The organism is Kocuria sp. ChxB (assembly GCF_044359605.1).
Taxonomy (GTDB): domain Bacteria; phylum Actinomycetota; class Actinomycetes; order Actinomycetales; family Micrococcaceae; genus Kocuria; species Kocuria rhizophila.
The window spans coordinates 2348025-2364925 of record NZ_CP121123.1; the positions used below are offsets into that span (position 1 = coordinate 2348025).

At 71.1% G+C, this 16901-nt stretch carries 17 protein-coding genes and 1 tRNA gene; 12 read left to right on the plus strand and 6 right to left on the minus strand.

All coding sequences use genetic code 11. The features are described from left to right. Window positions 1-10: 10 nt before the first annotated feature. The 3 genes from P8S73_RS10310 to P8S73_RS10320 all read left to right on the plus strand — a co-directional run bounded on the left by P8S73_RS10310 (window position 11) and on the right by P8S73_RS10320 (window position 2488). On the plus strand, window positions 11-1396 hold the full coding sequence (locus P8S73_RS10310) for an NAD(P)/FAD-dependent oxidoreductase (protein WP_019310188.1): 1386 nt from the start codon (window positions 11-13) through the stop codon (window positions 1394-1396). 71 nt (window positions 1397-1467) lie between these two features. After that, window positions 1468-1541, plus strand: a tRNA-Leu gene (locus tag P8S73_RS10315). A 149-nt stretch (window positions 1542-1690) separates the two neighbouring features. Next, window positions 1691-2488, plus strand: a complete 798-nt coding sequence (locus P8S73_RS10320; RefSeq protein ID WP_019310187.1) for a Bax inhibitor-1/YccA family protein — start codon at window positions 1691-1693, stop codon at window positions 2486-2488. 117 nt (window positions 2489-2605) lie between these two features. On the opposite strand, the gene P8S73_RS10325 is transcribed toward P8S73_RS10320, so the two are convergent. Beyond that, on the minus strand, window positions 2606-3208 hold the full coding sequence (locus P8S73_RS10325) for a hypothetical protein (protein ID WP_019310186.1): 603 nt from the start codon (window positions 3206-3208) through the stop codon (window positions 2606-2608). 149 nt (window positions 3209-3357) lie between these two features. Between P8S73_RS10325 and P8S73_RS10330 the strand changes: the two genes are divergently transcribed. Next, window positions 3358-4653: an AI-2E family transporter gene (locus P8S73_RS10330; RefSeq protein WP_396350372.1), complete on the plus strand. Its 1296-nt coding sequence runs from the start codon at window positions 3358-3360 to the stop codon at window positions 4651-4653. Between the two features lie 143 nt (window positions 4654-4796). Beyond that, window positions 4797-6044: a threonine ammonia-lyase gene (gene ilvA / locus P8S73_RS10335; protein WP_271073989.1), complete on the plus strand. Its 1248-nt coding sequence runs from the start codon at window positions 4797-4799 to the stop codon at window positions 6042-6044. Window positions 6045-6063: 19 nt separating this feature from the next. Here the strand turns inward: ilvA and P8S73_RS10340 are convergent, their stop codons facing one another. The 3 genes from P8S73_RS10340 to P8S73_RS10350 all read right to left on the minus strand — a co-directional run bounded on the left by P8S73_RS10340 (window position 6064) and on the right by P8S73_RS10350 (window position 7598). Next, the gene (locus P8S73_RS10340; RefSeq protein ID WP_019310183.1) at window positions 6064-6276 is read right to left on the minus strand and encodes a hypothetical protein; all 213 of its coding nucleotides are present in this window, start codon (window positions 6274-6276) and stop codon (window positions 6064-6066) included. 170 nt (window positions 6277-6446) lie between these two features. Next, window positions 6447-6944: a transcription elongation factor GreA gene (gene greA, locus P8S73_RS10345; protein ID WP_019310182.1), complete on the minus strand. Its 498-nt coding sequence runs from the start codon at window positions 6942-6944 to the stop codon at window positions 6447-6449. Window positions 6945-7109: 165 nt separating this feature from the next. Continuing rightward, complete coding sequence (locus tag P8S73_RS10350) at window positions 7110-7598, minus strand: DUF4307 domain-containing protein (RefSeq protein WP_019310181.1); 489 nt, start codon at window positions 7596-7598, stop codon at window positions 7110-7112. 135 nt (window positions 7599-7733) lie between these two features. On the opposite strand from P8S73_RS10350, the gene mca reads away from it, so the two are divergent. The 3 genes from mca to P8S73_RS10365 all read left to right on the plus strand — a co-directional run bounded on the left by mca (window position 7734) and on the right by P8S73_RS10365 (window position 11438). Beyond that, window positions 7734-8648, plus strand: a complete 915-nt coding sequence (gene mca / locus P8S73_RS10355) for a mycothiol conjugate amidase Mca (protein ID WP_019310180.1) — start codon at window positions 7734-7736, stop codon at window positions 8646-8648. 8 nt (window positions 8649-8656) lie between these two features. Beyond that, window positions 8657-9085, plus strand: a complete 429-nt coding sequence (locus P8S73_RS10360) for a hypothetical protein (RefSeq protein ID WP_310265808.1) — start codon at window positions 8657-8659, stop codon at window positions 9083-9085. A 124-nt stretch (window positions 9086-9209) separates the two neighbouring features. After that, window positions 9210-11438, plus strand: a complete 2229-nt coding sequence (locus tag P8S73_RS10365; protein ID WP_396350373.1) for a thioredoxin domain-containing protein — start codon at window positions 9210-9212, stop codon at window positions 11436-11438. A gap of 12 nt (window positions 11439-11450) precedes the next feature. Here the strand turns inward: P8S73_RS10365 and P8S73_RS10370 are convergent, their stop codons facing one another. Beyond that, the gene (locus P8S73_RS10370) at window positions 11451-12158 is read right to left on the minus strand and encodes a hemolysin III family protein (RefSeq protein ID WP_082698293.1); all 708 of its coding nucleotides are present in this window, start codon (window positions 12156-12158) and stop codon (window positions 11451-11453) included. Between the two features lie 136 nt (window positions 12159-12294). Here P8S73_RS10370 and P8S73_RS10375 point away from each other — a divergent pair, with 136 nt between their 5' ends. Together P8S73_RS10375 and P8S73_RS10380 are read left to right on the plus strand one after the other, a co-directional pair. Beyond that, the gene (locus P8S73_RS10375; protein ID WP_059280844.1) at window positions 12295-13056 is read left to right on the plus strand and encodes an isoprenyl transferase; all 762 of its coding nucleotides are present in this window, start codon (window positions 12295-12297) and stop codon (window positions 13054-13056) included. 222 nt (window positions 13057-13278) lie between these two features. Next, window positions 13279-14721, plus strand: a complete 1443-nt coding sequence (locus tag P8S73_RS10380) for a PhoH family protein (RefSeq protein WP_223110450.1) — start codon at window positions 13279-13281, stop codon at window positions 14719-14721. 136 nt (window positions 14722-14857) lie between these two features. Here the strand turns inward: P8S73_RS10380 and P8S73_RS10385 are convergent, their stop codons facing one another. After that, window positions 14858-15628, minus strand: coding sequence for a hypothetical protein (locus tag P8S73_RS10385; protein ID WP_396350374.1), 771 nt, complete (start codon window positions 15626-15628; stop codon window positions 14858-14860). 79 nt (window positions 15629-15707) lie between these two features. On the opposite strand from P8S73_RS10385, the gene P8S73_RS10390 reads away from it, so the two are divergent. Then, entirely contained in the window at window positions 15708-16247 is a 540-nt protein-coding gene (locus P8S73_RS10390; protein ID WP_396350375.1) for a prepilin peptidase, read from the plus strand. A 73-nt stretch (window positions 16248-16320) separates the two neighbouring features. Continuing rightward, the gene (locus P8S73_RS10395) at window positions 16321-16788 is read left to right on the plus strand and encodes an NUDIX domain-containing protein (protein ID WP_059280846.1); all 468 of its coding nucleotides are present in this window, start codon (window positions 16321-16323) and stop codon (window positions 16786-16788) included. Window positions 16789-16901 lie beyond the last annotated feature (113 nt).

The window sequence follows — 16901 nt, forward strand, 5'->3', positions numbered from 1 at the left end:
ACTCGGGGGCATGGCTTTCAATCAACTTGCTAAGGACCGACCGCGCCTTCTCATCGTGGGTGGCGGCTACGTCGGCTTCACCCTCGCCCAGAAGCTGCAGACTCGCATCAAGGAGTCGGGCGGCGTGGTCACGGTGGTGGACCCCAACCCGTACATGACCTACCTCCCGTTCCTGCCGGAGGTCGCGGCGGGCAACATCGACGCTCGTTCCGCCGTCATCTCCCACCGCCAGCACCTCGGTGACTGCGAGCTGGTCGGTGGCCGCGTGGAGCACATCGACCACGCCTCGCACACGGTCACCGTGCGCGGGATCGACGAGGGCCCGGAGTTCCAGCTGCCCTACGACGAGATCGTGATCGCCGGTGGCTCCACCACCCGCACGTTCCCCATTCCGGGGCTCGCGGAGAAGGCCATCGGCATGAAGACCATCGAAGAGGCCGTGTCGGTGCGCAACTGGGTGCTCGAGCGCATCGAGGTCGCCTCCCTCACCGACAGCGAGGAGGAGAAGCGCAAGGCGCTGACCTTCATCGTGGTGGGCGGCGGCTACGCCGGCTCGGAGTCCATCGCGGAGCTCGAGGACATGGCCCGCACCGCCGTGGAGCGCAACGACCGCCTGCGCGTCTCGGACCTGCGCTTCGTGCTCGTGGAGGCCATGGGCCGGATCATGCCCGAGGTCTCCAAGGACCGCGCCGAGAAGGTCATCGCCGAGATGCGCGCCCGCGGCATCGAGGTCCTCCTCAACACCTCCATCTCCGAGGTGGACGGGGACGTCGTGAAGCTCATCAACATGGGCGACAAGTCCCCGGCCGGCGAGGTGGCCACCGACACCCTGATCTGGTGTGCCGGAGTGGCGGCCTCCGGCTTCGCCAAGAACAGCGACCTCCCGGTGGACGAGCGCGGCCGCGTGCGCGTGGGCGCGGACCTGCGGGTCACCGGTGACGACGGGCCCCTCGAGGGTGCCTGGGCCGCCGGCGACATCGCCGCCGTCCCGGACCTCACGGGCTCCGGCCCCGGCGGGTTCTGCGTCCCGAACGCCCAGCACGCCGTGCGTCAGGCCGCCACCATGGCCAAGAACATCATGGCGGCCCACCAGGGCGAGGCGCTGGAGGACTACTACCACGAGAACCTCGGTTCCGTGGCGGGGCTGGGCCTCTACAAGGGTGCGGCCACCATCCGCGGCGTGGACCTCGGCGGGCTGCCCGCCTGGACCATGCACCGGCTCTACCACGGCTACGCGATCCCCACCGTGGAGCGCAAGGTTCGTGTGTTCACGGAGTGGGGCATCAACATGCTCTTCGGCCGCGACACCACCGCTCTGCGCCACCTGCGGGAGCCGCGCAGCGCGTTCCTCCAGGCCGCAGGCAAGCGCGAGTCCGCGGGGAAGGCCCAGCTCTAGGGATCTTCCGCACGGAAGCAGACGTTCAGCGGTGGGGTCGCACTCGAGGCGACCCCACCGCCGTCGTTGCCGCCCCCATAGCCCAACCGGCAGAGGCAGCGGACTTAAAATCCGCTCAGTGTGGGTTCGAATCCCACTGGGGGCACCCGACCGCCGGTCCCGACCAGCCCGCGCGGCTCTGGACCTGGCAGCTGGCCCTGAACCTGGTGATCCTGCGCTGAAGCGCGCAGTGGCGCGCAGGTGCCGCTGATAGCCTGGGGCAACAGCTCGACTACGCCCTCGAAAGGACGTCACATGGCCGGCGGAAACCCCCTCCTGCGCGACTTCGACAGGAAGAACGCGACCACCCCGGGGTCCTACCAGGATTCCCGCTACTCACCCGAGCAGCTCGAGCGCATGTACAACGCGCCCGCTGCGGGACCCGCGCAGACGGGACGCATGAGCTACGACGACGTCGTGATGCGCACCTCGCTCGTGCTGGCGTGCGTGATCGCCGGTGCGGCGGCGGGCTGGTTCATGCCTGTCCTGGCCTTCCCCGGCGCACTGGTGGGCCTGGTGCTCGGTCTGGTCAACTCGTTCAAGCGCGAGCCCAGCCCCGTGCTCATCATCCTCTACGCCCTGGCCGAGGGCATGTTCCTGGGCGGGTTCTCCATGATGATGGAGGCCGCGTACCCGGGGATCGTGGTGCAGGCAGTGATCGGCACCCTGGCCGTGTTCGTCTCCGTCCTGGTGCTCTACAAGGTCGGTGTGCTGCGGTCGTCCCCGCGCGTGACCAAGTTCTTCATGGTCGCCCTCATGGCCTACGCCATCTTCGCGCTGGTCAACCTGGGCACGAGCCTCATCGGCGGCTTCGACATGCGCTCCGAGGTCTCCATCATGGGCATCCCGCTGGGGCTGGTCGTGGGGGCCGTGGCCATCCTGCTGGCGGCCTACAGCTTCGTGCTGGACTTCGAGAACATCAGCGACGGCGTCTCCCGCGGGATCCCCCAGAAGGCCGCGTGGACCGCGGCTTTCGGGCTGACCGTGACCCTGATCTGGGCGTACGTGGAGATCCTGCGCGTGCTCTCGATCATCCGCTCCATGAGCGACTGACCTCGCAACAGGACTCGGAGCCGCCGCTGCGGATCTGAGCCACCACAGACCACGGCGGCCCGGTGCACTCCAGCACCGGGCCGCCGTGGTCTTGTCGTGGGTTCCGTCCGTGGCGGCTCAGATCCAGCTGATCTCCAGCTCGCGCGGCGGCAGGTTGATGGCCCTGGCCGGCACGCTGTCGGATGCCGCGCGGCCCACGAACAGCCAGCCGAGCACCTCCTCGTGCTCGTCCAGCGAGTAGAAGTCACGGATCAGCTCGCGGTCGAAGGGTTCACGCTGGGACCACATGGTGGCCCAGCCCTGCGCGTAGAACGCGGCTTCCAGCACACCGCGTGCCGCGTGGACCTGACCCCGCTGGTCCTTCTTGGACTCCGGGAGCTCGGGATGGTGCCGGAAGATCAACGCCAGGGCCACCCCGCCCCGGGACGCCCACTGCAGGCTGCCGCGGTAGGCGGCGAGCACGCGGATCTTCTTGCCCTTCAACCGGGGCACCGGGCCGGTGAGGTTGGGCACCGAGGTGAGCCCGGCCATCGCGGCGGCCAGCAGGGAGGCTGACCTGCGGTTGGTCACGGCCACCCGCCACCCCGTGGGGCGGTCGTCGTACTTGGCGCCGGCAGCGGCTCTCAGCACGGCCTCGAGGTCCTCGGGCCGGGGACTCTCCTGGGTGAGCAGACTCGCGGGGCGGCGCTGGGCCAGGACACGCAGCAGTGTGGTGGACATGACAGCCATCTTGTCATCCTCGGTTCTTGTTCGCGTGTATCTGGGGCGCGCGCAATGGTGCGATGATAGTGCGCATGTCATCCAGTGTTCCGACGTCGCACGCGGGCTCACCCCCGGGCCGCGCCTCAGACGTCCCCCAGTCGAATCCCGTGCCCATCGCCGATGCCGAGACCATGGTCACCACGCCCGTTCGGATCGCCGCGGCGTGGTCCTGGCGCGTCCTGCTGATCATCGCCGGGGTGGGTGTGATCGGCTGGCTGCTGAGCCACGTGACCACCGTCCTGATCCCGGTTCTGCTGGCGGCACTGGCCGCCGGGCTGCTGTCGCCCGCCGTGCGGTGGCTGCGCTCCAAGGGGATCCCGGCGGCGTTCGCGGCCATCACGGTGGAGCTGGGCCTCATCCTGCTGGTCCTGGGGCTGCTGACGCTCGCGGGTCAGCAGATCATCGTGGGCTTCGCGCAGCTCTCCAGCAACGTGGTGGCGGGCTTCCAGCAGCTCATGGGCATGCTCGAGGACAGCCGCCTGAACATCTCCACCGACACCATCAACCAGTGGTTCTCGGAGCTCGGCAGCACCCTGCAGGCCAACTCGGACGCGATCCTCTCCGGGGCCATGAGGTTCGGCTCCACCGCGAGCAACATCGTGACCGGCACCGTCATCGCGCTGTTCGTGCTGCTGTTCTTCCTCATGGACGGGGAGAGCATCTGGCTCTTCCTGGTGAAGCTCTTCCCGCGTCGGGCCCGTCCGGCCGTCAACGGGGCGGGCCGCAAGGGCTGGATCTCCCTGGCGCAGTACGTGCGGATCCAGGTGTTCGTGGCCTTCGTGGACGCCGTGGGCATCGGCCTCGGAGCGTTCCTGCTGCACGTGCCCCTGGCGCTGCCGATCGGCGTCCTGGTGTTCCTGGCCTCGTTCATCCCCATCGTGGGTGCGGTGCTGACCGGAGCCGTGGCGGTCCTGGTGGCGCTCGTGGCGGTCAGCCCCGGTATCGCCCTGGCCATGCTGCTGGTGGTCCTGGCCGTGCAGCAGATCGAGTCCAACATCCTGCAGCCCCTGGTGATGGGCAAGGCGGTCTCGCTGCACCCCGTGGCGGTCTTCCTGGCGGTGGCCGCCGGCAGCGTGCTCTTCGGGATCATCGGCGCCCTGTTCGCCGTGCCGCTGATGGCCATCCTCAACACGATCATCCGCTACCTGGCCGGCCGGGCGTGGGAGCACGACGAGGAGATCGCGTGGGAGCCGTTCCTGTACCCGCGTGAGATCAAGAAGGCCGCCAGGAAGAAGAACCTCTCCAGCGAGCAGATCATGGCGCAGCTGCAGCGGTTCCGCGGCAAGCGCCACCGTGAGCGCGAGAGCGAGGAGCGCAAGCGCGAGGAGAAGCACAAGAAGGAGACCGAGCACAACGCGAGCATCGAGCAGCGTTCTCCGGGTGAGGACCAGCCGCTGCGCTGACGCACCGGTGCCATAGCATGGAACGCGGCGTCCCCATCTGCGGGCGCCGCGTTCTGCGTTCCTCCACCACGCCGTCCGCCGCGATCCGGCCGCGCGCGGGGAGCGGCAAGCCTCACGAACCGGCAACGACGAAGGAATTCCCTGTGGGCCACAATGCACTGCCCGTTTCCGCCACGGACGTCCACGACGCCGCGCAGCTGCTGGACGGCATCATCGAGCGCACCCCGCTGGCCCACTCCCGCGCCCTGTCGCGCATGCTGGGCTCCGAGGTGTACCTCAAGTGCGAGAACCTGCAGCGCGCGGGCTCGTTCAAGGCGCGGGGCGCCTACGTGCGCATGGCGCAGCTCAGCGAGGACGAGAAGCGCAGGGGTGTGGTGGCGGCGTCGGCGGGCAACCACGCGCAGGGAGTGGCGCTCGCCGCGGCAAAACTGGGGATCACCGCGCGGATCTACATGCCCCGCGGAGCGGCCCTGCCCAAGATCGCGGCCACGCAGGACCACGGCGCGGAGGTGGTCCTGCACGGCTCCTCCGTGGACGAGGCCCTCGCGGAGGCGCAGCGCTTCGCGGACGAGACCGGTGCGGTGTTCGTCCACCCGTTCGACCACGTGGACATCATCGCCGGACAGGGCACCATCGGGCTGGAGATCCTGGACCAGCTGCCCACGGTGGACACGGTGATCTCCGGGGTGGGGGGCGGTGGCCTGCTGGCCGGGCTGTCCGTGGCCGTCAAGGCGAAGGCCGAGCAGCAGGGGAGGGACATCCGGGTGATCGGGGTCCAGGCGGAGAACGCCGCGGCCTATCCGCCGTCCCTCGCGGGAGACGCGATCGTGACACTGTCCAAGGTGTCCACGATCGCGGACGGCATCGCGGTGGGTCGCCCCGGCCAGTTGCCGTTCCGGATCATCCGGGAGCTCGCGGACGACGTGGTCACGGTGTCCGAGGACTCCCTCTCCCAGGCCCTGATCTTCATGCTCGAGCGCAACAAGATGGTGGTGGAGCCGGCCGGTGCCGTGGGCGTGGCGGCCATCCTCGAGGGCGAGCTGAAGCGGACCCACCCAGAGCTCGGAACCACCGTGGTGCTGCTCTCCGGGGGCAACATCGACCCCATGCTCATGCTCAAGGTGATCCAGCGCGGACTGTCCGCGGCCGGACGCTACATGACCATCAAGATGATGCTCACGGACCGCCCCGGCGAGCTCGCCCAGATCTCCAAGATCATCGCGGACATGGATGCCAACGTCACCGGTGTGAACCACACGCGGATCGGGGGATCACTGTCCATGGGGGACGTGTCCATCACCATCGACATGGAGACCAAGGGGCACGCGCACTGCGACCAGGTGATCGCGGCCCTCGAGACGCACGGGTACCACCCGGTCATCGTGCACTGACGCGCCCGGTGGGGGAGCGCTAGCGGCGTCGCCCCCGCGCGGTGAAGAACGTGAGCAGGGCGGACGCGAACGTGGCCACGAAGAGGATGTTGCGCAGACCGCCCGTGGCGTTGAGCGAGGGATTGCCCTGGCCCAGGACGTGGACGACGATTGCCGCCACGGCCAGCAGCGCCGTGAGGACGATCAACGGCGTGGTCCAGGGTGCCGGGCTGCGATTCCAGTGGGTGACCACGGTCGGGCTCCTCTCGGGGACGTGACAGGTGATGGCACGATCCTACGGGGCGCGCCTGCGGGAACCGTGGGAACCGGGGCGTGGTGGGCGGCGGCACCACCCGGGTACGCGAAAGGCCACCCCGCCGTGGCGAGGTGGCCTCCGGGGACCCGCGGAGGGGTCGGGGTGGCTCAGCGGCTGAAGGGCTTGGCCTTGAGGATCTTCACCGTGATGTCCTTGCCGTTGGGGGCCTGGTAGCTCACGGTCTCGCCCACCTTGTGGCCGTTGATCGCGGCACCCATGGGGGAGCGCTCGGAGAAGACCTCCAGGTCCTCGCCGCCGGTGAGGTCCTCGGCGACCTCGCGGGATCCCATGAGGAAGGTCATCTCGTCCCCGGCGATCTCGGCGGTCACCACCATCCCCGCCTCGATGATGCCGTCGTCTGCGGGGGCCTCGCCCACCTGGGCGTTCTCGAGCAGCTGGGTCAGCTGCACGATGCGGCCCTCGTTCTTGCCCTGCTCCTCACGGGCGGCGTGGTAGCCGCCGTTCTCCTTGAGGTCTCCCTCGGAGCGCGCCTGTTCGATCCGGTCCACGATCTCCTGGCGGTAGGGCCCGGCGATGTAGTCGAGCTCCTTCTTGAGCCGGTCGTACGCTTCCTGGGTGAGCCAGGCTCCCTCTTGTGCAGGCACTGTGCCTCCGTTCTCCGGTGTCCGTCGCCCTGACGGTCACGTGTGAAAAACCCCGCCCCGGGGCGAGCCGTGTGGCCCAGCGCTTCCGGGTCGGGGATGTGGTCTTCGGGCAAGTGTAGAGGACGCTGCGCCCGCACCCCAAAGTGACGCGGGGCACTCGGTGCGTCAGCCGGAGGTGTTCCAGCAGGAGTCCACGCCCGCGGTGTTGGCCAGGTTGGTGGTGCGCACGGGCACCCGGTGGGTGCTGGTGCGGCCGTTGAGCTCGTCCTCGGGGACGTGGCCGATCGTGACCTCGTTCCACCCCACCACGGCGTACTGCTCGTTCAGCGCCTGCACGGCGCACGTGACGGTCTGGTCCGGGTCCTTGGTGAGGTCGAAGTCCGCGTAGACCTGCCCGGCGTCCATGATCTTGAAGCTGACGTCCTTGGCCACGGGCTGCTGGGACTCGCCCCGCACGATCCACGTGACGAACAGTGCCGCCACCAGGGTGGCCGCCACCGCAATGAGGATCCAGCCCCTTGCCCCGGGGCCGCGGCGGGGCGTGCCCGCCACGGTGCGGTGGCCCGATCCGTAGCGCTGGGAGAGCACCCGCTCCGTGGCGGGCTCCTCCGGCGTGCGCCGGGCGTCGGAGGGCTGGGAGGTCGCGGAACTCATGGCCTCCACTGTACCCAGCGGGAATGGGTGCGCACTGGGCGGACGGGCCACCGTCCGGCGGGTTCGGGCGGCGTGATCGGCGTAGGATACCGGGGGTTGTCATTTTCGCTTCGACGTCTTGGAGGCATCCGTTCGGTGACGGACTATTCGCAGCTTCGTTTGTTGGCCATCCACGCCCACCCGGACGACGAGTCCAGCAAGGGCGCGGCGACCATGGCCCACTACGCCGGGCTCGGCGCCCGCGTCATGGTGGCCACGTGCACCGGTGGTGAGCGCGGTTCGATCCTCAACGCCGAGATGGAGGGCGACGTCCGGGCCGAGCGGGACCTGCCGGGTCTGCGCCGCCACGAGATGGCCTCGGCCGTGTCCGCTCTGGGAGTCGAGCACCGCTGGATCGGGTTCGTGGACTCCGGGCTGCCGGAGGGCGATCCCCTGCCCCCGCTGCCGTGGGGCTGCTTCGCCCTCCAGCCCCTGCAGCGCGCGGCCGCGCCGCTGGTGCAGCTGGTTCGTGAGTTCCGCCCGCACGTGATCCTGAGCTACGACGAGAACGGCGGGTACCCCCACCCGGACCACATCCAGACGCACAAGGTCTCCATGGAGGCGTACCTGCGCGCAGGAGACCCCGCGGCGTACCCGGGAACGGGGGATCCCTGGACGCCGGCCAAGCTGTACTACGACCGCGCGTTCAACCCGGAGCGCTTCCTGGCCCTGCACGAGGCCCTGGAGGCCCGGGGGCTGACGTCCCCGTACGCGCAGCGCATCGCCGCGATGCAGGAGTCCGATCCCGAGGGCCACCAGCCGCCCGTGCCCCGGCACGAGACCACCACGCAGGTGCGCTGCCCGGAGCAGTTCCCCGCCCGGGACCGCGCGCTGAGCAGCCACCGCACCCAGGTGGATCCCCGCGGCATGTTCTTCGCGGTCTCCGCCGAGACCCAGGCGGAGGTGTGGCCCTGGGAGGACTACACCCTCGCGGAGTCCCGGGTGGAGACCAGCCTGCCGGAGACGGATCTCTTCGCCGGGATCGACCCGACCACGACCCCACGGAAGTGAGTGCCGCCGTGCCCACGCTGCTGACCGTTCTGACCGCCGTGACCCCCGCTCCGAGCCCCGACACCACCCTGAAGCCGGGTCTGGATCCAAGCCAGGTCTCGCCCGGGCTCGTGGGCTTCCTCATGACGTTCGTGCTGACCGCCGCGGTGGTTCTGCTCGTGATCGACTTCAACCGCCGCAACCGCAGGCTGCGCTACCGCGCGCAGTACGCCGAGCAGCGCGCTGCGCAGGAGGAGCAGGCCCAGGGGGCGGCTCCGGCAGCGGAGCACCTCGCCTCCCGCCACGGTGGTGCGGAGCGGACGGCGTCCGCCGGGGACGGTTCGACCGGGGCGCGGTCGGCGAGCGGCCGTCCACACGACGTCGCCCGCCCCCACCGCGGCGACGGCGATGCCGCCCGCCCGGACACCGTCGACGGTTCGGAGCAGCCCCGCTCCTGACGTCCGGGCGGTACCGACCGCGCAGCGCGCCGTCCGTACCGCGAGCATTGGCGCGGGAGCGTTCCGCGCTCCGGCCACCCCGCCGGGTGGGTGGGGTGGCGGGGCGCTGTGAGACGGTGGTGTCATGACGAACCGTCTGGCGCACGCCACCAGCCCGTACCTGCTGCAGCACGCCGAGAACCCCGTGGACTGGTGGGAGTTCTCCCCGGAGGCCTTCGCCGAGGCCCGGGAGCGCGACGTCCCCGTGCTGCTGTCCGTGGGCTACGCGGCGTGCCACTGGTGCCACGTGATGGCCCACGAGTCCTTCGCGGACCCGCAGACCGGGCACCTGGTCAACGAGCACTTCGTGGCCGTCAAGGTGGACCGGGAGCAGCGTCCGGACGTGGACTCGACCTACATGGCGGCCACCCAGCTGCTCACGGGCCAGGGCGGGTGGCCCATGACGGTCTTCCTCACGCCGGAGGGTCGCGCGTTCCACGCCGGGACCTACTTCCCGCCGCGCCCAGTCCAGGGGCGACCGTCCTTCCGGCAGGTGCTCGCCGCCGTCACCGAGGCGTGGACCGAGCGCCGCGACGAGGTGCTGCGGGGCGCGGACCAGGTCACCGAGGCGCTGTCCCGGCACCCCGAGCTCGTGGAACGGATGCTCGCGGAGGCGGGGCCCGCCGTCGTCGTGCCCTCCGGTGGGGAGGCGGACGACGCCGCGGGACGGCTCGTGGGTGCGTGGCTCGACGGCCTGGAGGTGGCGCGCGACGCCGCCCACGAGGGGTTCGGCACGGGCGCCAAGTTCCCGCCGTCCCCGGTGCTCGACGCCCTGACGCGAGTGGCGCGGGTGCCCTCACCGGAGACGACAGGACCCGGCTCGGCTGCCGCGCTCGGGCAGCCCGGTGCCGATTCGCGCGCCGACGAGGCGGCGGACGCACCGGTTGTCGAGGGCTCCGCCACCGGTCGTGACGGCTCCGGTCGCAGCGGCCCCGAGAACGGGTCGACCGGTTCCGCGCACGCGGCCGCCGAGCAGCGCCGACGGTCCGCGCGCGAGCTGCTGTGCGCCACCCTGGACGCGATCGTGCGGGGTGCTCTGCAGGACCACGTGGGCGGCGGATTCTTCCGCTACTCGGTGACCCCGGACTGGTCCCTGCCGCACTTCGAGAAGATGCTCTACGACAACGCCCAGCTGCTGCGCGTGCTCGCCCGCACCGTGGAGCTGCTGGAACGCGACGGCACGGACCCGGCGCGCGCGGCCCGGTACCGCAGGGCCGCCGAAGCCCTCGTCGAGTGGCTGCACCGCGAGATGATCACGGGAGAGGGTGCCTTCGCGGCCGCGCTGGACGCGGACAGCACCCCCGCCGCGGACGAGCCGCACGCCGAGCGGGAGGGCGCCTACTACACCTTTGCGCGCGACCGGGGCCCCCGGAGCGGAGCGGACCGGGGACATCCCGAGCCCGTCACCGCGAGCTGGGGCGAGGCCGGGGCCCTCACGGGAATCCTCGACGAGAGCGTGCGGCACGAGCTGTGGGAACGACGCGTGGCGCGCGAGGCACCCCACCGGGACGACAAGGTGGTCACCGCCTGGAACGGCATGATGGTCACGGGTCTCGCGGAGGCGGCGGTGCTGCTCGACCGGCCGCAGTGGCTGGAGACGGCGGGCACGGCGGCGCAGTTCCTGTGGGAGCGGCACTGGGACCCCGAGCGGGGGACGCTCGCGCGGACCTCGCGCGGCGACGTCGCGGACCCCCACGAGGGCGCGCTCGAGGACCACGCGTGCTTCGGGGCGGGACTGCTCGCCCTGTACCGCGCCACGGGGGACACCACGTGGTACGAGCGCAGCTGCGAGATCGCGGACGTGACGGTCCGGCGCTTCCTGCGGGGCGGTCGCGTGCTCGAGACCGCGGAGCTGGACGACACGCTCGCGGCGGCCGGTGCGACGGGGCGCGCCGAGCCGTTCGACGACGTCGCCGCGTCCAGCGCCGCCGTGCTTGGCCGGTGGCTCTCGGAGCTGTCCCGGCCCGAGGTGGGCGGGCGCGAGAGCGGGGACGTGGTCGCCGCGGTGACGGCGGCGGCCACGGGTGTGGTGCTCAAGGCACCCACGGCCGCCGGTGGGATGGTCTCCGCGGTGCTGGCGGGGGAGGAGCCGCCGCAGCTGCTGCAGGTGGCGGACGCCTCCCCGGAGCAGTGGCGCGAGCTGCTGGAGGGCGTGGGCGCCGCCCGCGTGCTGGACACCCTCGTCCTGGAGTCCCGTGTGGCACCGTACGGCGCGCCGCAGGACACCGGCGCAGGGTTCACCGTGTGGCGGTGCCGGGACGGGCGGTGCGAGCTGCCCGTGCACTCGGTCGAGGAGCTGCTGCGCCAGCTCTGAGCGGTGCTCGGTTCAGGACGCGAACATCGCGAGCATGATCGAGATGTAGTGGCACACGAAGCCCACGATCGTGCACGCGTGGAAGACCTCGTGGAAGCTGAACGTGGCCGGGCGCAGCCGCGGCCACTTGGTGGCGTAGCAGACGGCACCGGCGATGTACGCTGCGCCGCCGCAGATCAGCAGCACCGTGGCCGGGACGTTCACCGCGAAGAACGCGGGCAGGTACAGCAGGGCGATGCACCCCATGACCACGTAGAGCGGGGTGTACAGCCACCGGGGCGCACCCAGCCAGAACACCCTGAAGAGCACGAGCAGCGCGCCGATGGACCAGATCACGGCGAGCAGCACGGTGGCCGGGCCGCTGGGCAGGAAGCTCACGGCCAGCGGGGTGTAGGTGCCGGCGATGATCAGGGCGATGTTGGAGTGGTCCAGTCTGCGCAGCACCGCGTTCATGCGGGCGCCCCAGTAGAAGCGGTGGTAGATGGCAGAGGTCCCGAACAGCATCACGGCAGTGATCGTGTAGACCAGGCACGCCAGGCGCAGCTGCAGCGTGGGTGCCACCACGATGGCCACGACCCCCATGGCGATCGCGAACGGGCTGAAGCCAGCGTGGATCCACCCGCGCCAGGCGGGCTTCTTCTCCACCGTGAGCTCGCCGTGGCGGGTGTGTCGGACCACGGTGGGGGGTGCGGGGGTCTGGGCCGCACGATCTTCTCGCATGCTGGGTACCACTGCCTTCCAGGACGGCCCGGACTGCGCCGGGGCGGTGGGGCGCTGCTGGACTGCGCTTGACCTACGGGTAGTTTAGAACGTGTGGAACCACGCAGGCCGACGCGAAGCAGGGGGTAGGAACGCCGTGAAGCTCCCCCGAGTGCTGTACTCCTTCTACGAGCATCGCCTGGCCCGCACCCTCGCACCCGAGGAGCTGCCCCACCACGTGGGTGTGCTGGTGGACGGCAACCGACGCTGGGCCAAGCAGTTCGGGGCCACCACGGAGGAGGGCCACCGGGCCGGGGCGCGCAAGATCGTGGAGTTCCTGCGCTGGTGCCACGAGCTCGACGTCCAGGTGGTCACCCTCTACATCCTCTCCACGGAGAATCTCAACCGCCCGCCCGAGGAGCTCGAGGCGCTGCTGGACATCATCACCCAGCTCATGTGCGAGCTGCAGGACGAGGGCATCTGCCGCATCCAGCCGGTGGGCGCACTGTCCACGCTGCCTGCGGCGCTGCAGGAGCAGCTCGAGTGCAGCGCCCGCAGGACCGCCGACAACCCCGGGCCGCACCTCAACATCGCGGTGGGCTACGGCGGGCGCCAGGAGATCGTGGACGCGGTGCGCGAGGTCCTCGCGGACGCCGCCGCCCGGGGGGAGTCCCTCACGGGGATGGCCGAGTCGCTGAGCGTGGAGCACATCTCCGACCACCTCTACACGCGGGGGCAGCCGGACCCGGACCTCTTGATCCGCACCTCCGGCGAGCAGCGGCTCTCGGGCTTCCTGATGTGGCAGTCCGCCTACAGCGAGTTCTACTTCTGCGAGGCCCTGTGGCCGGACTTCCGCCGCGTGGACTTCCTGCGGGCGCTGCGGGACTACGCCCGCCGCCAGCGCCGCTTCGGGGGCTGACGGGCGGCGCACCGTTCCGGCCCGCGGAGGCGTTCACCGATCCGTGGGTGCGGTCATCGGACACGGGCGTTCACCGTGGTTCCCACGGGGATGCCGGGCGGTGCCGTTTCCACGGCGGATGTTCACGCCTCGTTCACCGCGGGGCCGGGGCGCTCTTCCTCTCGGCTCCTAGCGTGGAACCACCCGGCACGTGCCGGCCCGAACCCGCGTGGAAAGGCCCCCATGAGCAGCGACACCTCCGTGGCACCCGTTCGTTCCGCAGGACTTCCCGGCCAGGACGCACCCGTGGGGATCGCGCCTTCCGCCGGGGCCTCCGGTTCCCCGGTGGACCCGAGCGGCCTGGCCGGAGCAGCGCAGCCCGCGGACACAGCCCGCGCGGTGCGCAGCTACGTGATCGACACCTCCGTGCTGCTCTCGGATCCGCGGGCCCTGCTGCGCTTCGCGGAGCACCGTGTGGTGGTGCCCATGGTGGTGATCACCGAGCTCGAGGCCAAGCGTCACGACCCGGATCTGGGCTACTTCGCGCGCAAGGCGCTGCGGCTGCTCGACGACCTCCGCGTGACCCACGGCGGGCTGGACCGCCCCGTGGAGCTCCCGGGTGGTGGGTGCCTGGCGGTGGAGCTCAACCACGTGGCGGACACGGTGCTGCCCCAGAGCTTCCGGCTCAAGGACAACGACTCCCGCATCCTCTCGGTGGCCGCGAACCTCGCGCAGGAGGGTCACGACGTGTGTGTGGTCTCCAAGGACCTCCCGATGCGCGTCAAGGCCTCCGCCCTGGGTCTGGCTGCGGACGAGTACCGTGCCGAGTGGCTGGGCGGGGACGACGAGTACACAGGCGTGGCCCAGCTGGACGTCCCGGACGACGTCGTCTCCGGGCTCTACCTGGACGGGCACGCGGAGGTGGAGGGGGCCCGTGAACTGCCCGTGAACACCGGCCTCGTGGTGCGCTCCTCCGCAGGCAGCGCGCTGGCCCGAGTGCAGCGCGACGGGCAGGCGCGGGTGGTGGCCGCGGACAAGGACGTCTTCGGCGTGCAGGGCCGTTCCGCGGAGCAGCGCCTGGCGATCGACCTGCTGCTGGACCCCTCCGTGGGGATCGTGTCCCTGGGCGGGCGCGCGGGCACGGGAAAGTCCGCGCTCGCGCTGTGCGCTGGGCTCGAGACCGTGCTGGAGCGCCGCGAGCACCGCCGCATCATGGTCTTCCGCCCCCTCTACGCGGTGGGCGGCCAGGACCTCGGCTACCTGCCTGGCACCGAGGAGGAGAAGATGAACCCGTGGGGCCAGGCGGTCTTCGACACCCTCTCCGCTGTGGTCTCCCCGGCCGTGGTGGACGACGTCGTGGCGCGCGGCATGCTCGAGGTGCTGCCTCTGACCCACATCCGTGGGCGCTCGCTGCACGACGCATGGGTGATCGTGGACGAGGCCCAGTCCCTCGAGCGCAACGTGCTGCTCACGGCGCTGTCCCGGATCGGGCAGAACTCCAAGGTGGTGCTCACCCACGACGTGGCCCAGCGGGACAACCTGCGGGTGGGCCGCCACGACGGCGTCATGGCCGTGGTCGAGGCGCTCAAGGGCCAGGAGCTGTTCGGCCACGTGACCCTCACCCGGTCGGAGCGCTCGCCCATTGCCGCGCTCGTCACGGACGTCCTGGAGCGTCACGACGTGTGACGCGCCCCGTGCACGGACGGCCGCGGCGGCGTCGGGCGGGGGACGACGCCGCCCGGTCCGGTGGGAGGGGAGCGGCGTACCCTCGGCGTCCCCCACGGCCGCGATGCCGAGTGTGGGACCGCACGTGGCAGTGCGGCTACGAGGCGGCCACTGGCCAGGGCACGTGGCGGGAGACGTCCGTGAGGTCGAAGTCCTGGCGGGTGAAGAGGTCGTCCAGCATGTACTCGTCCACCGCCTCGATCACGAGCCGGTGGCCCTGCCCCGCGTGGGGGCCCCGGAGCACGTGCGAGTAGACGCACACGCCCGTGGCGGTGTCCACCGCAATGCGCGTGGGGCCGGGGGCCAGCGGATGGGCCTCCGTGACCGGGCGGTAGCGCGGCGTGGGCTCCACGGTGGCGCACCACACGCGGCGTCCGGCGAAGGCCCCCGCCACCACGGAGTGCAGCGCAGCGGGGCGCTGCTCCGGGAGGTAGGGAGGCACGGGCGCCGACCCCACGCACTCCACGGGATCCAGGATCGCCTGCCAGCGGCCGCCGCCGAACACCGGGTCCCCGTAGGCGGCCTCGGGTCGGCGGGTGACCAGGCCGTGGTCGTCGTAGAGCGGCGCCACCAGGGCGGGCGGGAGCAGCCACGAACGGGGAGTGTCTGTGACGTAGAAGTCGTCACGGGAACGCTCCAGGGACGTGGAGGTGTAGAGGGGCTCACCGTGCAGCGTCTCGACGCGCAGGTCCGAGGGGCGCCGCAGCCACGCCCGCACGGGTTCCGCGGGCGTGGTGTCGCCGCCGCCCACCCAGTGCAGTGAGAACCGCAAGGTGTCCCAGCGCCACGGCGAGGAGCGGCAGAGGGCCGCGAAAGTCGCCTCGGACACGTCCGGGTGGGCGGACCGGGTCTGCCAGGGAACGCTCATGGGCCCAGTCTACGAAGCCGCCCTGCACAGCCCCTGCAACATCTCCGGCAGGCGGCTGGGCGGTGCCTACCATGGCCCCATGATGCAGCCCAACTCGGCGGGCATCGGGGGATTCGTAGGGGACCACCTGCAGGAAGCGGCACTCAGTGCCCAGCTCGCGGCAGTGCTGTGCGCGCTGGCCGTCCTGGTGCTCGCGTGCTCCGGGGTGTGGCTCGCGGCCACCGACATCCGCGAGCACCGACTCCCCGGTTCCGTGGTGCGACCGCTCTACCCCGTCACGGTCCTGCTGCTGGGCGCCGCGGCGGTCCTCGGGGACGACCCCGAGCGGCTCGGGTGGATGCTGTGGGGACTGCTGATCATGGGCGGGCTGTTCCTGGCGCTGCGCCTGATGCATCCTGCGGGCATGGGACTCGGGGACGTCCGCCTGGCGGGTGTGCTCGGGATCCTCACCGGCTTCTCCTCCGTGACGCACACCGTGGTGGCGCTCGCGGCCACGTTCCTGCTCGCGGGCGCCTTCTGCGCTGTGCTGCTGCTGTCGGGGAGGGCAGGACCCACCAGCCGCATTCCCCTGGGGCCGTTCATGATCGTGGGAAGCTTGGGTGTGGTGGCGTTCGTGTGACAGGGCCCTCCTGAACCCGCCCACCGCCGCAGTTCTGCACCCCTGCACCCCTGCACCCCGAGGAGATCACCCCATGGCCGTCCCGGACTTCATCCAGCAGCTGCGGCGCAGCATCGGCCACGACCTGCTGTGGCTGCCCGGCTGCACCGCCGTGGTGCTGCACGAGGGCAAGGTGCTGCTCGGACGGCGCGCGGACAACGGGAACTGGGGGCTCATCACCGGCATCGTGGAGCCGGGGGAGGACCCCGGTGTGGCCGCCCGTCGGGAGTGCCTGGAGGAGACGGGGGTGGAGATCACCGTGGATGCCCTGGTGCGGGTCAAGGCCGGAGGGGAAGTGGAGTTCCCCAACGGGGACCGTTGCCAGTTCCTGGACCACACGTTCCTGTGCAGCTACGTGGGCGGGGACGCGCGGGTCGCGGACGACGAGTCCCTCGAGGTCGGCTGGTACCCCGTGGACGCCCTCCCAGAGATGCCTGAGCACCAGGCCGAGCGGCTGCACGCGGCGCTGGAGTTCACGGGGCGCACCGGCTTCGAGAGCTGAGCCCGCGCCCGGACACGCGACGACGCCGCGGGGGTGGCCCCGCGGCGTCGTCGTCCGTGCGTCCCCGGGCGGTAACGGGCCCCGCCGGGAAGGAGCCAGCCGGGACGGACCCG